General features: G+C 43.3%; 16 protein-coding genes and 1 tRNA gene. 3 read left to right on the forward strand and 14 right to left on the reverse strand.

Annotated elements, in window-relative coordinates; genetic code table 11:
• The 7 genes from hscA to trmJ all read right to left on the reverse strand — a co-directional run bounded on the left by hscA (position 1) and on the right by trmJ (position 6016).
• On the reverse strand, positions 1-1863 hold the full coding sequence (gene hscA, locus F9Y84_RS09130; protein ID WP_147390120.1) for a Fe-S protein assembly chaperone HscA: 1863 nt from the start codon (positions 1861-1863) through the stop codon (positions 1-3).
• 41 nt (positions 1864-1904) lie between these two features.
• Positions 1905-2429 (reverse strand): co-chaperone HscB, encoded by a 525-nt coding sequence (gene hscB, locus F9Y84_RS09135; protein WP_147390119.1) that lies wholly within the window; start codon positions 2427-2429, stop codon positions 1905-1907.
• A 60-nt stretch (positions 2430-2489) separates the two neighbouring features.
• The gene (iscA, locus tag F9Y84_RS09140) at positions 2490-2813 is read right to left on the reverse strand and encodes an iron-sulfur cluster assembly protein IscA (RefSeq protein ID WP_125254361.1); all 324 of its coding nucleotides are present in this window, start codon (positions 2811-2813) and stop codon (positions 2490-2492) included.
• A gap of 9 nt (positions 2814-2822) precedes the next feature.
• Positions 2823-3206, reverse strand: a complete 384-nt coding sequence (gene iscU / locus F9Y84_RS09145; protein ID WP_125254362.1) for a Fe-S cluster assembly scaffold IscU — start codon at positions 3204-3206, stop codon at positions 2823-2825.
• A gap of 60 nt (positions 3207-3266) precedes the next feature.
• Entirely contained in the window at positions 3267-4481 is a 1215-nt protein-coding gene (locus tag F9Y84_RS09150; protein WP_147390118.1) for an IscS subfamily cysteine desulfurase, read from the reverse strand.
• A gap of 23 nt (positions 4482-4504) precedes the next feature.
• Complete coding sequence (gene iscR, locus F9Y84_RS09155) at positions 4505-4996, reverse strand: Fe-S cluster assembly transcriptional regulator IscR (RefSeq protein ID WP_125254364.1); 492 nt, start codon at positions 4994-4996, stop codon at positions 4505-4507.
• Between the two features lie 291 nt (positions 4997-5287).
• Positions 5288-6016 (reverse strand): tRNA (cytosine(32)/uridine(32)-2'-O)-methyltransferase TrmJ, encoded by a 729-nt coding sequence (gene trmJ, locus F9Y84_RS09160; RefSeq protein ID WP_147390117.1) that lies wholly within the window; start codon positions 6014-6016, stop codon positions 5288-5290.
• A 216-nt stretch (positions 6017-6232) separates the two neighbouring features.
• Between trmJ and suhB the strand changes: the two genes are divergently transcribed.
• Positions 6233-7036: an inositol-1-monophosphatase gene (suhB, locus tag F9Y84_RS09165; RefSeq protein WP_125254366.1), complete on the forward strand. Its 804-nt coding sequence runs from the start codon at positions 6233-6235 to the stop codon at positions 7034-7036.
• Between the two features lie 267 nt (positions 7037-7303).
• On the opposite strand, the gene F9Y84_RS09170 is transcribed toward suhB, so the two are convergent.
• The 4 genes from F9Y84_RS09170 to F9Y84_RS09185 form a co-directional block, all read right to left on the reverse strand.
• Positions 7304-8479: a mandelate racemase/muconate lactonizing enzyme family protein gene (locus F9Y84_RS09170; protein WP_128729581.1), complete on the reverse strand. Its 1176-nt coding sequence runs from the start codon at positions 8477-8479 to the stop codon at positions 7304-7306.
• An 8-nt stretch (positions 8480-8487) separates the two neighbouring features.
• Positions 8488-9255, reverse strand: coding sequence for a class II aldolase/adducin family protein (locus F9Y84_RS09175; RefSeq protein ID WP_147391360.1), 768 nt, complete (start codon positions 9253-9255; stop codon positions 8488-8490).
• A 119-nt stretch (positions 9256-9374) separates the two neighbouring features.
• A complete protein-coding gene (locus F9Y84_RS09180; RefSeq protein WP_147391359.1) occupies positions 9375-9698 on the reverse strand; it encodes a c-type cytochrome in 324 nt (107 codons plus the stop codon).
• Between the two features lie 73 nt (positions 9699-9771).
• Complete coding sequence (locus F9Y84_RS09185) at positions 9772-10308, reverse strand: DUF2058 domain-containing protein (RefSeq protein ID WP_125252083.1); 537 nt, start codon at positions 10306-10308, stop codon at positions 9772-9774.
• A gap of 189 nt (positions 10309-10497) precedes the next feature.
• Between F9Y84_RS09185 and F9Y84_RS09190 the strand changes: the two genes are divergently transcribed.
• The gene (locus F9Y84_RS09190; RefSeq protein ID WP_147391358.1) at positions 10498-11631 is read left to right on the forward strand and encodes an MFS transporter; all 1134 of its coding nucleotides are present in this window, start codon (positions 10498-10500) and stop codon (positions 11629-11631) included.
• Here F9Y84_RS09190 and F9Y84_RS09195 read toward each other — a convergent pair.
• Entirely contained in the window at positions 11596-12102 is a 507-nt protein-coding gene (locus tag F9Y84_RS09195) for a prolyl-tRNA synthetase associated domain-containing protein (RefSeq protein ID WP_125252085.1), read from the reverse strand. The genes F9Y84_RS09190 and F9Y84_RS09195 overlap by 36 nt on opposite strands.
• Entirely contained in the window at positions 12099-12494 is a 396-nt protein-coding gene (locus F9Y84_RS09200) for a hypothetical protein (protein ID WP_147391357.1), read from the reverse strand. The genes F9Y84_RS09195 and F9Y84_RS09200 overlap by 4 nt, the downstream gene beginning before the upstream one ends.
• A 129-nt stretch (positions 12495-12623) precedes the next feature.
• Here F9Y84_RS09200 and F9Y84_RS09205 point away from each other — a divergent pair.
• Positions 12624-12699: transfer RNA gene (locus F9Y84_RS09205), tRNA-Ala, on the forward strand.
• A gap of 323 nt (positions 12700-13022) precedes the next feature.
• Here the strand turns inward: F9Y84_RS09205 and F9Y84_RS09210 are convergent.
• Positions 13023-14270, reverse strand: a complete 1248-nt coding sequence (locus F9Y84_RS09210) for a glutamate-5-semialdehyde dehydrogenase (RefSeq protein WP_147391339.1) — start codon at positions 14268-14270, stop codon at positions 13023-13025.
• Positions 14271-14272: the final 2 nt, after the last annotated feature.

Below are 14272 nucleotides of genomic sequence, written 5' to 3' on the forward strand. Positions count from 1 at the left end.
TTACACCTCGTCTACCGACTGCCCTTGCAGTGCTTTCTTAATTGATTGATCCATACGACGTGAAGCAAAATCGCTACTCGCCTGATCGACTTCTTCGATCGCCTTTTTGATTTGCTCTGGGTTTTCTGCACTTTCACGAATGTTAGCAAGCTCTGTCATTGCAGTACGTAGCGTATGAAGTTCGTCTTCCAGCAGCAAGTGGCCATCAGTAGCTAATGATGCTTCTAGCGCTTCTAATACTCGTAGCGCTTCAACTTGCTGTTCTTTAAGCATCCGAGCACTCATGTCTTCTTTTGCGTTACTCATTGAGTCTTTAAGCATTTGTGCTACTTGATCGTCACTCAAACCGAATGATGGCTTAACTTGGATCTCAGCTTGAACACCAGTCGATTTTTCTTCAGCCGACACACTCAATAGACCATCAGCGTCCACTCTAAAGGTCACACGAATATGCGCAGCACCGGCAGCCATTGGCGGTATAGCTTTGAGACTAAATTTCGCTAAACTACGGCAATCATCAACGAGCTCTCGCTCACCTTGCAATACATGCAGTGCCATAGCCGTTTGGCCATCTTTAAAAGTAGTAAATTCTTGTGCACGTGCAACCGGAATGGTGGTATTGCGCGGAATAATTTTTTCAACCAATCCCCCCATAGTTTCCAAGCCTAAAGATAATGGCAATACGTCAAGCAGCAGCATATCAGAGTCTGGCTTGTTACCTACTAAAATATCAGCTTGAATAGCAGCGCCTAGTGCCACAACACGGTCTGGATCAATTGAGGTTAGTGGCTCTTTGGCAAAGAAGTTACCGACTTCTTCTCGTACTACTGGCATGCGGGTCGAGCCTCCAACCATCACAACTTGTAGTACTTCCTCTTGGGTCACATCAGCATCTTTTAACGCACGACGGCAAGAGCGTAAGGTTTTTTTAACCAACGGCATCGTAAGTTCAGCAAATGCTTGGCGCGTAATCGTCACAACAAATTTTTGCTCACGAACAGGTAGCTCAACGTTTACGGTCTCGTAACTTGATAGTGCTTCTTTACAGGCTCTCGCCTTATTGATAAACAGGCGTAGCTCTTTTGGATTTAAATCAAACAGTTGAGTTTGCTGCTTAAAAAAGTCGACCAGCAATGAATCAAAATCATCACCACCAAGGCTCGAATCACCGCCTGTTGATAATACCTCGAACACCCCTTGATTCAGGCGTAAGATAGAGATATCAAACGTACCACCACCGAGGTCATACACCGCGATAACACCTTCTTGGCCAGAGTCTAGGCCATAAGCTACTGCCGCTGCGGTCGGCTCGTTAAGCAACCTCAATACTTTCAGACCAGCAAGATCGGCTGCATCTTTTGTACTTTGTCTTTGCGCATCATCAAAATACGCAGGTACGGTGATCACCGCGCCCATTACATCTTCACCTGCAAAGCTATCGATAGCCCGTTGGTGTAATGTTTTTAAAATTTCAGCGGAGGCTTGTACTGGGCTTACAGCGCCTGCCACAGTTTCAATAGCAAGCGAACCGTTATTATCGACAAAGTTATAAGGCAACTGGCCATAGCTTTGTTCTATTTCAGATTGCGTTTTACCTAAAAAACGTTTTACAGAAATCAGCGTATTAGTCGGGTCTTCAGCAGAAGCAGATTGGGCTTGTTCACCTACTATAACCTCTGAGTCAGTATACCTTACTACCGAAGGCAACATGGCCTTACCCATTAAGTCGCTCAGGGTTTTTGTTTCGCCACTTTGCACCGTGGCAACAAGAGAGTTAGTGGTACCTAAATCGATACCAATTGCTAATTTATGCTCATGAGGTGCCGCGCTCTGCCCCGGCTCAGCAATTTGCAATAATGCCATAATGCTCTTTTCACTTTAACGTTTGTTGATGTTACACATCATCAATCGAATAAATCATCTTCGATACGTGCTAATTCATCGCGTAATTTGTAGACAAATTTCAGCTTGCGAATATTATCGGCTGCCGCTTCCAATACGTTCGTATCACCGCTTTGAAGCTGTTCAGCAAGGGAGGCGCTAAACTCTATATCTAACGCTTTAATTTGAGTTTCAAATTCTGCAATTGCGCTGTCTGGGTCCGTGGTATTAGGGAGCTCCTCTAATGCTTCACGCAGTTCCATTTGCTGCATTAAAAACAGGGGATCTTGCAGTGTTTGTTGCTCAGCTCTAATATCAACGCCTTTCTCGCTCAGCATATATTCAGCACGCTTAACAGGGTGCTTAAGTACTGCCAGCGCATCGTTAATCTCAGCTGTTTTTTGGACCGCAAGTAGTTTCTCACGCTCACCTTTACCAGCGAACCTATCTGGGTGAACCGCACGTTGTAGCTCCAGATAGCCTTGATTCAATTTATTTAAATCAACGTGATACTCGACAGGTAAATCAAATAATTCAAAATAACGCATACGCACCTAATACAGCAAAGCCCCACCAAGGCAGGGCTTTAAGCTATTCACTGTTGCAAACTATACGGTGAAGCTTTCGCCACAGCCACATTCGTCTTTCTGATTTGGGTTATTAAATTTAAACCCTTCGTTCAGACCTTCTTTTGTATAATCTAGCTCTGTGCCGTCAATATAAACTAGACTCTTCGCATCGACGATGAGTTTTACGTTTTTGTCTTCAAAAACCTCATCGCCTTCATCTAAGTCGTCGACAAATTCAAGAACATAAGCAAGACCTGAACAGCCCGTGGTTTTTATACCAACGCGCAGCCCAATGCCTTTTCCACGGTTACTCAAAAAGGCTAATACGCGATTAGCGGCTGCATCTGTTAACGTCACTGCCATAATATTCTCTTACTTCGCTTGTTTACTCTTGTAGTCTGCAATCGCAGCTTGTATCGCATCTTCGGCTAAAATTGAGCAGTGGATCTTCACCGGTGGCAACTCAAGCTCAGCGCTGATATCTGTGTTTTTGATGGTCGCAGCTTCTTCTAATGATTTGCCCTTCACCCACTCTGTTACAAGTGATGAAGATGCAATGGCACTACCACAACCATAGGTTTTGAACTTTGCATCTTCAATGATACCTGTATCAGAAACCTTGATTTGTAGCTTCATCACGTCACCACATGCAGGCGCCCCCACCATGCCAGTTGCAACGTTTGGATCATTTTTGTCTAGAGAACCTACGTTACGTGGATTCTCAACGTGGTCGATAACTTTATCACTGTAAGCCATAATTATTTCCTCACTACCTGCTTGCGGCTGGAGCGTATCCAGCCAGCGGCCAAAACTTGCTTAATGGTGTGCCCACTCAACGCTATCTAAATCGATGCCATCTTGGTGCATTTCCCAAAGTGGCGACATCTCACGTAGGCGACCTATTGAATCTTTGATCAGATTGACGGTGTAATCGATCTCTTCTTCTGTCGTAAAACGACCAATACTAAAACGAATTGAGCTATGTGCAAGTTCGTCGTTACGTCCTAATGCACGTAGTACATAAGATGGCTCCAAGCTTGCCGATGTGCATGCTGAGCCAGAAGAAACAGCGATATCTTTTACCGCCATCAGTAGGCTCTCACCCTCAACAAAATTAAAGCTAATGTTTACAATGCCAGGTACTGATTGATCGATAGCACCGTTAAAGTAAACTTCATCCATATCCATAACACCATCTAGCAAACGCCTACGTAGCGCGCTGATATGTGCATGGTCTTTTTCAAAATCTTGCTTGGCAACTCTACATGCAGCGCCCAGTCCTACAATCTGGTGTGTCGCAAGCGTACCTGAGCGCATACCGCGCTCATGACCACCACCGTGCATTTGTGCTTCTAAACGCGCGCGTGGTTTACGGCGAACATATAACGCGCCTATACCTTTAGGACCATAAATTTTATGGCCAGAGAATGACATAAAATCGACCTTTAATGCTTGTAGGTCAATTTGCACCTTTCCGGCGCTTTGTGCTGCATCAACGTGGAACATAATCTTACGCTCACGACACATTTCACCGATAGTCGCGATATCTTGGATCACACCCAGTTCGTTATTAACGTGCATTACGCTCACTAAAACAGTGTCTTCGCGCATTGCAGCTTCTAACTTTTTAAGATCAAGCAAGCCGTTCTCTTCCACATCCATATAAGTGACTTCAAAGCCTTGGCGTTCAAGCTCACGGCACGTGTCTAGCACCGCTTTATGCTCTGTTCGTACCGTGATGATGTGCTTACCTTTCTTTTTGTAAAACTGCGCAGCACCTTTAATGGCAAGGTTGTTTGATTCAGTTGCACCAGATGTGAAAACGATTTCACGCGGATCAGCATTGATTAAATCAGCGATATCATTACGCGCCTGATCAACCAGCTCTTCTGCTTGCCAACCGAAACGGTGTGAACGAGAAGCTGGATTACCAAAGTTACCATCCATTGTCAGGCACTGCATCATCTCGTCTGCAACACGCTGATCAACCGGTGCGGTTGCTGCATAATCTAGATATATCGGTAATTTCATTTATCTCTCCGCTTGACGTCAACTTAGAGTTGACAGCTCACTTGAATATTGTCTAATTGCTCAATTGCACGTCTTACGTGCTTGTCTTGTCGCGTTGCTACAGATTGCACATCTGCATCAGCGACTAACTCTGCTAGGGAAATATTATTTAAAAACTCTTCTATTCGCACACTTAGGTCAGACCATAAAGAGTGAGTCAGACAGCGCATACCACTTTGGCAGCCACCGCCCTCGCCGTGGCAACGGGTCGCATCAACGGACTCGTCAACGGCATTAATCACATCACCGACAGAAATTGTGTGCGCATCACGGCCTAGTAAATAGCCGCCGCCAGGGCCGCGTACAGAGCTGACTAAACCATGTTTACGTAGACGGGCAAATAATTGTTCAAGGTAAGATAGCGAAATCTCTTGTCTTTCAGAGATATCTGCTAGTGGAACAGGGCCAATACTTGCGTGTAACGCAACATCTAACATTGCTGTCACGGCGTATCTGCCTTTTGATGTTAGTTTCATGCACAATCCCCGCTAATTTACCAAGCCGCAAATTTTAATTACTTGACTAGGATAGTCAAGTATTAACCAAGCATAAAAACGGCTTTAGACCGACAAACCTTGTATGCTTCACCCTAATACCTGAGTAATTTAATCAGGTATTATCGATATTGTAATTACCTGAGTATTTTAGTCAAGTATTACTGTTGAAGATTTATGCAAAAATATGAAGGGTCAATCAAACTATTTTAGGAGGGTCAAAATGAGAAGCACCGGTGTAGAGTGCTCACCGATGCCAACTGAGTGTTCATTTTATTTTTTGGTAGATTTGTCCACTGAACTTAATACCCCACGTAAAATATTAAGCTCTTGATCTTCAGGCCTGGCACGATTGAACAAACGCTTCAGTTTAGTCATCACCATGCCTGGATGCTGTTTAATGATAAAGCCTGTATCATTTAAGGTATTCTCGAGATGCTCGTAAAATAGCTCCATTTGTTTTGATGAAGGATAAATTGTTTCATCAACTTCTTCAGGCTGCTTATCAAGCGTATCCAGATACGTCATTCGTGTTTCATAGGCGAGTGTTTGCACCGCCATTGCAAGGTTCAGCGAGCTATATTCTGGGTTTGCTGGAATACACACATGGTAATTACAAAGCTGTAATTCCTCATTCGTCAAGCCACTATTCTCTCGGCCAAATACTAATGCAACGGGAGCATTTACTGACTCTGCTACTAGTTTTTGCGCACATTCACGCGGGTCGACCATTGGCCATGATAAGGTACGTGAACGAGCACTAGTGCCTATTGTTAAAGCACAATCAGCAATTGCCTCCTGAAGTGTATCGACTTTAATTGCAGCACCAAGTACATCCGTTGCACCGGCAGCCAGCGCACTGGCATGACTGTCCACTTCACACGCAGGATCAACTAAATAGAGTTTAGATAACCCCATCGTCTTCATTGCCCTTGCGACAGAGCCAATATTGCCAGAGTGTGAGGTGTTTACTAATACGATTCGAATATCTTCTAAAGCCATTTACACGAGTCTCAAACAAAAATAATGACGCAGTGTAGCATATCTCAGCGGTGTTAAGCCAAATTCAACTCTGGGGAAATAAAAATCCTATACACAGCATGAATGTACAAAAAACACCCAGAAAAATTCTCTATTAGATGTTTACTTTAGAGAAAAAACCGCTAGAATACGCCGGCTCAAAATGATCCTGTTCTTTTACAACCTAAAGGTAATGCTATGCATCCAATGTTGAACATTGCGGTACGCGCTGCGCGTAACGCGGGTAAGGTTATCCTACGTGCAAGTGAAGATTTATCGCGCGTTGAAGCTACTCAAAAAGGCACCAATGATTTAGTTACAAACATCGATAAAGATGCGGAATCAATCATTCGTGACACTATTTTAAAATCTTACCCTGATCACGCTATTGTTGGTGAAGAATTTGGTCACCACGAAGGCAAAGATGCAGACTACCTTTGGGTTATCGATCCCCTAGACGGTACTACTAACTTCGTTAAAGGGATTCCTCATTATGCTGTTTCTATCGCGCTAAGAGTTAAAGGCCGCGTAGAGCAAGCAGTTGTATACGATCCAATCCGCGATGAATTATTTACCGCTTCTCGTGGTCAAGGCGCGCAGCTAAACAATAAGCGTATTCGTGTATCTAAGTCTATTGAATTACAAGGTACTGTGCTTGCAACAGGTTTCCCTTTCAAGCAAAAGCACCATATGGATGCTTACCTAGAAGCGTTCAAAGCATTATTCATTCATACCGCTGATATCCGCCGTGCAGGCTCAGCTGCACTAGATATGGCATATGTTGCAGCAGGTCGTGTGGATGGTTTCTTTGAAATTGGTCTTAAGCCTTGGGATACAGCAGCCGGTGAGTTGCTAGTAAAAGAAGCAGGTGGTATGGTCACTGACTTTGCAGGTGGCGCTAACTTTAACCGTAGTGGCAACATCATCTGCGGCGCACCTAAGCTTTGCCAAGCAATTGTAAAAGAAATTCGCCCAGTATTGACTGAGTCATTGCTAAAATAATAGCGCTGGCTGAGATGAAAAAACCCAAGCATTGCTTGGGTTTTTTTGTGTCTGACTCGGTTGCAACAATAGCAAGCGCTAGCTGTTATTCCAAAACTATACCAATTTTCTTTTTTAAGTGGGCTATTTTGAGACGAGAAAATCTTGTCGATAACACCACTTCCGCGTCCAGCTCTCGCCGAGGTACCTACGTCCTGTAGGCAAGGCAAAAATTTTGCTACTTAGTTGTTCTAAATAAAAATTTTTAACGCTGTTAGCGTCAGACACCTACTTAATTTCCACACGGGCTGAGCGCATTACGATTTCATCGTTTAACTCAATACCAAGCCCCGGCTCTTCTGACACTCTAAAGATACCGTTTTTAGGTTGTGGATCTTGCAAGCACAATTCTCTGTTCCACTTTTTAATTGCATAAGTATGGTGCTCATGGATCAGGAAGTTGGGGATCGCGGTTTCTAAGTGTAATGAAGCCGCGGTTGCGACTGGCCCGCCACAAACATGCGCCTGAATACGAATATCAAAGATATCGGCGTAGTCACATACTTTCTTGGTTTCTGTAAAACCACCACATAAGCCAATATCTGGCTGTAGTACATCAATACTTTGATCTTCAAAATAAGGACGGACACCCCAACGGTTATACAATCGCTCACCACCAGCGATTGGCACAGAGGTTTTGTTTGCTACCTTTGCATGTAAAGAGTGGTTAAGATAATTCACAGGCTCCTCATAATACATACAATCAAATTCTTCAGCGATATCCGCAATTTGAATAGCTGATGTCGCGCCTGGTAGGCTGTGGCACTCAAAAATAATGTCCACTTCATCGCCTACCGCTTCACGAATAGCCTGCATTCTCGCACGGTATAATTTCATTTCTGCGCGTGAAATTAGCTTTGTTCTATCGTAATAAGTGTTGCCATCTTTATCGTACTGAATCGGGTCAACTTTAACCGCATCGTACCCTTCAGCAATGGCTTTATGTGCCGCTTCGGCATATTCGTGTGGTTGCACCAATGCTTTAAACTCGCTATCCCAGTCAAACTGTAATTGTGAGGCATAGGTGCGAAGCTCAGGGTTCACTTTACCACCAAGCAACTGATAAACCGGTAGATTTAAGGCTTTACCTTTGATGTCCCAAAGCGCGGTATCTATTGCCGACATCGCCGCATAAACCACAGGTCCCCCACCTAAACCCCAGAAGCTTTCTCTGAGCATACGTGACCAGAGCAACTCAGTTTGAAAAGGGTCGTGACCAATCAAAAAAGCTTCAGCCATTTCTTTGATCATACTGGCCGCGGCACTGTGACCAAGGTCGTATGCAAGGCCTGCTTCACCTACTCCTGAAATACCTTCATCGGTGTGAATACGTACAAAAACCGGTGTCCAAGCAGGTCTATCTGGACAATGAATATCGAAGACTTCGACGCGATTAACTTTCATGTTGACTCCTATTGAGCAAAGCTTGGGTCTAGGCGGTAAGCTTTACGAAGCATTGCAGGCCAAGCAAGTTGGCCACCGGTGCTACCGCTGTGCACGACATTCGCTTGATTATAAATATTATCAATAATGGGCTGTGGTACAGGTACCGCTTGTTGTCCCGTTGCTTGAATCGCAACTTGAATTTCGCATGCACGCTGTAAGTCATAAAAACGCATAAAGGCATCACCTACCGTTGGTCCTACCGTCAAACCGCCATGGTTTACTAAGAGCATATGGTTTGTAGTGCCCAAGTCATCTTGCAGGCGCTTTTTCTCATCCATATTGACCGCCAAGCCTTCGTAATCATGATACGATAACGATGGTAAGGAAAACATACTATGCTGACTCAACGGCAGTAACCCACATTCTAGGCTTGCGACAGCTATCGTCTCCTTGGTATGAAGATGGATAACACAATGCGCATCTTCTCGCACCTCATGGATTGCGCTATGAATAGTAAAGCCCGCAGGGTTAATTTTAAATGGCGTGTCATCAAGAATATTCCCCTGCAAATCAACCTTCACCAGGTTGGAGGCGGTCACTTCATCAAACGTCAAACCAAAGGCATTAACAAGATAATTGTCTGTCCCAGGTAAACGCGCCGACATATGCGTATAAATTAAGTCTCCCCAACGAAAGTGCTCAACCAGTCGATAGCAAGCTGCAAGGTCAACACGCAGTTGCCATTCATCTGCGCTTACTTTGTCTTTTAGATTTAACTGAGGTAATTCGAACATGGGGATCCCTTATTGACTCCACATCTGGATGTATAGAAGTCTAAAATAGCTTAATTATATCTTCAACTAAAAACCACCGCGAACGGTGGTTTTTTACTTTTAACGTCGAGCTGATGTTGTTATTCAACTTTAGATAGATACTCTGCAATAGCATCGATTTCTGCATCAGAAACATTCGCAACCATCGCTTTCATTGCAGCCGACATACCATTGTTGCGTTTACCTGACTTAATGTCTTTCATCTGTGCCGCTAAGTATTCTTTGTTCTGACCGTTTAGCTTTGGATACAGAGGCATGATTGGTGCTTTACCTTCTGCACCATGACAGGTTTGACACATTTTAGCTGTGTATAGCGCTTTACCATCAGCAGCCACCGAACTTGTTGAACCAAGTGCACATATAGCCACAGCAGTCCCTACTAGTAGTTTTTTCATCTTGCTCATATCATTACTCTTTTTTGTTGACGGTTAACATTGTAAGTCAGTGTAGACTAAAGTTTGACCTTAAGCCTAATCACTACCACATCAAATCATCTGGGACTTCAAAGTCAGCATAAGGGTCATCCTCGTCACCTTGCTGATTGTCCTCTACATGGAAAACGATATATTTTTCGTCTACCTCAGCAATCTTTCTTGCTGGTTCATCTTGTAATACGTAGAACTTATCCTCTAATACACAAATGGCCAACCGCCCCTTAGCTAAGGCTTGTTGTGTTTGAGCGTTTACGTCTAGCTCTTTAACTTTATTTTGATAAGTAAAGTTAAAGGTGACATCTCCACGGATAGCATCTTGATTGTGATGTTCCAAGATCTGTTTTACTCGAGCTATCTGCTCTTTGTTTTTTTGCGCCTCTAACTTGGCTTGATTTAACTCTTCAGCACGTTTTTGCTGCTCAAGCTTGGTTTGCTCAATATGCTTTTGAAGATCGGTTTGGTCGCTTGTCGCGCCCTTCTTTTTTTTCTTTTGCTGCTTACGCTTTTGCGTTTTCGCAACTTTCGCTTTGTGCTCAGTTGTTAGGCCAGCTTTTAGCAACTGCTCTTGCAGTGAACCCATAATGCAACTCCGTAAAATAGACTTTTCACTATTTTAACTCAGCAATTTTGATTGACCAGTGAGTAATTACGCCAATTCACTGTAAAACTATCAAAATTACTCTATAACATCGTGATGTAGCGCAAAAAATTGTCAACTAGTTTGCTTTAATTTAAGCTAAGTCATCAAAATTTAAAGCTTTCCAGCGCAATGCCCATCATCCACTTACTACTCTGCTCTGTTGCAATCTTTTTTGTATTGTACGCACCACAACCATTATTAGCTGAATTTTCAGAGCAATTTATGGTGTCCGCTTCCGATGCTGGAATGCTGATGTCTGCAACCATGCTACCGCTTGCCATTGCCCCAATTTGCTATGGTTTAATACTTGCCAAATCTAATCCCTTGAAAATTTTAAAGTGGACAATGCTGTTACTGGCGTTAAGCAACCTTGCTTTTGCATCTGTAGACTCATTCTCTGGACTGTTATTAATTAGGTTGATCCAAGGGTTATTGTTACCAGCTGCACTTACCGCCATGACGGGCTACATAGGCCAACAATTTAGTGGAACATTGTTGAAAACAAATATGAGCCTGTATATTGGTAGCAGTATCGCTGGGGGTTATTTTGGTCGTACATTGGCTGCAAATTTTGCAGTGTGGTTTGAATGGCAGAGCTTTTATTATCTTAACGCTTTATTGTTGATAGTACTTGCTTTTAGCATTAGCGCGAGTAAAAACAAACCACCTATCATTACTGCAACTAAGATTAAAGACTATTTAGCGCCACTTAAGCAGGCTCGCCTAGTTCGGCTATATAGCTCGATATTTTGCATGTTTTTTTGCTTTGCTGGCTTACTTAACTTTTTACCCTTTATACTCAAGTATGACTTTAAGTTAACCGACCCTAGTAAAGTAGGCTGGGTCTATACGGGTTACTTAGTGGGAGCATTAGGCTCGACAATTACGCCTTGGCTACAAAATAGATTTCAATCAACATGGCAATTTCTGGCCATAGTGTTTTTTATCTACGCTACAACTATTGCGCTTTTACCAACAGCTTCACTCGTCTTTTTTGTGCTGTTATTTACACTTTTTTGCGCGTGTATGTTTGTCATCCACACTACCGCAGCACCGCTGGCTAACAGCATTAGTCAAGCTCCCGCAACGGTAACAAATGGCGCCTATGTATCTTTCTATTACTCAGGTGGAGTACTCGGCTCCTACCTACCCGGCCTCATTTATGAGTATGCAGGATTAAACTGGTTTGCCGTGTCACTTTTTGCAGTATGCACATTAGGGCTATGCTTAAGTCTTAGAAATGCAATCCAACCAGCGCGGTGAGTGCCCCGTTGATTGCCAAAAATGATTTAGGTTATCTAGAGTCACAACCCAAGTTTTAGTATTCACTAATGGGTGGCACTGCCATCGCATCGCAGATTGTAGTTCACTATCGAGCCACAGCTCTACTTTTTGCTCGCTATCATTACAAAGGGCAAGAGCTGAAACACAGCCTTGTTCAACACCCAAATATTTTGCTAATCGCTCTTTGGAAGCAAAACCCAAACGAGATAGTCCCTGCGCTTTTGATAACGCTTTTAAATCGACTTGCTTATCAGCAGGAATAATAAAAAGAAAATGGCGCTTTCCATAGTTGTCTCGCAAAAAAAGATTTTTCAGGCGCGTCCCTTCTCTTACTAATCCCAGCTCATCGGCATCGCTACACGTATGTAAAGGAGGATGATCGTAATTCAGGTAGTCGATACCTAATGTAGCTAACTGCTTTGCCAATGCTTCGGGATTGTTTCTAATCACAAGCACTGGCCTCTAAGCTGTACACTACGTTGGCGCCAATAAACATCGGTAATTTTATAGCCTGCGCCACAATAGCGCTCGCTAGCCAAAGCAGGCTTTAATAACGCAACAGCTTGTTCTTCGAGCTTGAGTTTGAGCGCGGGTGAATCTTCTATGCGTTCAAACTCAGCAAAACGTTTAAGCTCGCGCCTTGACATTGGCTTGCTTGAGTCCAATTCCATTCTTGGAGTTGCCTCTACCGTCACAATAAATGCAAACTCCTGCTCACCAGACGCTGACTGACGTTTGTGGAGCGATTGTTTCTCAATTACTAGCACAGGTTCGTCAGACTTAGATGCACATCCAGCGAGTGTACTAAATGCAATAACAAAAAACAGGCGACGTTGAAACATAGCTAACTTAATAATTATTCTTTCGGTTCAGTGTAACAAAGACTACAAAAAAATAGCGAAATTTTTTGCCAAGGGTTGACGAGTAAATAAAAAATGATTAAATTTCGACTCGTCTAGAAGACGAAACGTGGGGCTATAGCTCAGCTGGGAGAGCGCCTGCCTTGCACGCAGGAGGTCAGCAGTTCGATCCTGCTTAGCTCCACCACTTTTCTTTCCTTCTTTATTTTCATCCTAATACCACCTAAAAAAGAAAAAAGCCCAAGTCTATTGACCCGAGCTTTACAGTTACTTATGTCATTATTCTGTGTTATACCAATTCTCTCAATTAAGTGGTCTATTTTAACGCGAGAAAATCTTGTCGATAACTTCGCTACCGTGCCCTGCTTTCGCTAAGGTACCTACATCTATATAGGCAACGCAAAAATTTTGCTATTTAGTTGTTCTAAATAAGAAATTTTTAACGCTGTTAGCGTCAGATTTACTACCTCAAATTGAGCAAATATTAAGTCAAATTGGTATTAATTCACACTATTCTCTTACTTGGCCTTCGCCATTTACTAAGAACTTTTCCGTTGTAAGAGACTCTAGACCCATTGGCCCATAGGCGTGTAATTTAGTTGTCGCAATACCAATTTCAGCACCTAGACCTAACGCTGAACCATCGCTAAAACGAGAGGATGCGTTTACCATCACAACTGATGCGTCGACACCACGTTGAAACAGCGCTGCTGTCGCTTGGTTTTCTGTACAAATAACTTCAGTGTGGTGACTCCCAAAGCGGTCGATATGTGCAAGTGCCGCATCAAAGTCTGCAACTTGTCGTATCGCAATTTCTAAGCTTAAATATTCTTCACCAAACTCATCTTCATTCAGCACCACTGCATGCTCAAAATAATCAGCACTTTGCTTACACGCATTTATTTTTACGCCTTTTTCAGCCAACGCTGCAGCCGCTTTGGGTAAGAAGTCTGCAGCAATATCTTGGTGAACAATAAGCCCCTCAAGTGCATTACATACGCCTGTGCGCTGAGTCTTACCATTTAATAGCAAGGCCAGTGCTTTGTCCAAATCAGCATCCTTATCAATGTATAAGTGACAAACGCCTTTAAAGTGCTGAATAACGGGTACTGTACTGTTCTGTGTAACGAAGTTGATCAGCCCTTCGCCACCACGGGGTATGATCAAATCGATATAGTCTTTTTGCTGCATCAACTCCATTAATAAACCACGGTCTGGATCTGGAATTACAGAAACAAGCGCAGTAGGCAAGCCGTGCTTTTCTAGCGCTTTGTGCATCGCTTTGGCAATCTCTAGTGAGCTGTAAAGCGCTTCCTTACCGCCTCTTAAAATCACACCATTACCTGATTTAAAGCACAATGCTCCAGCATCTGCTGTCACATTCGGGCGTGCTTCATAAATCATGCAAACAACACCAAGTGGCACTCGCATTTTGCTAATTTTAATGCCATTTGGTCTTACCCCCATATCTCGCAGTGCACCGACAGGATCGTCTAGTTGAATAATCGTTTCGATGCCCTCAGCCATACTTTCGATACGTGCTTGGTTTAGCGTCAATCTATCTATCATGGCATCGCTAAGTTGATTATCACGCGCTGCTGCTAAATCAGCTTCGTTAGCAGTGATAATTGCCTCACTGTTTTCACGAATACCTTTGGCCATATCTGTAAGGACTGCATTTTTTTCTTCTGTAGACAGCAATGCTAACTTCTTTGCAGCTGTTGCTGCTTGTGATGAAATATCTGTAATTAAACTCATAC

The sequence above is a fragment of the Pseudoalteromonas peptidolytica genome (assembly GCF_012641745.1).
Classification (GTDB): Bacteria; Pseudomonadota; Gammaproteobacteria; order Enterobacterales; family Alteromonadaceae; genus Pseudoalteromonas; species Pseudoalteromonas peptidolytica.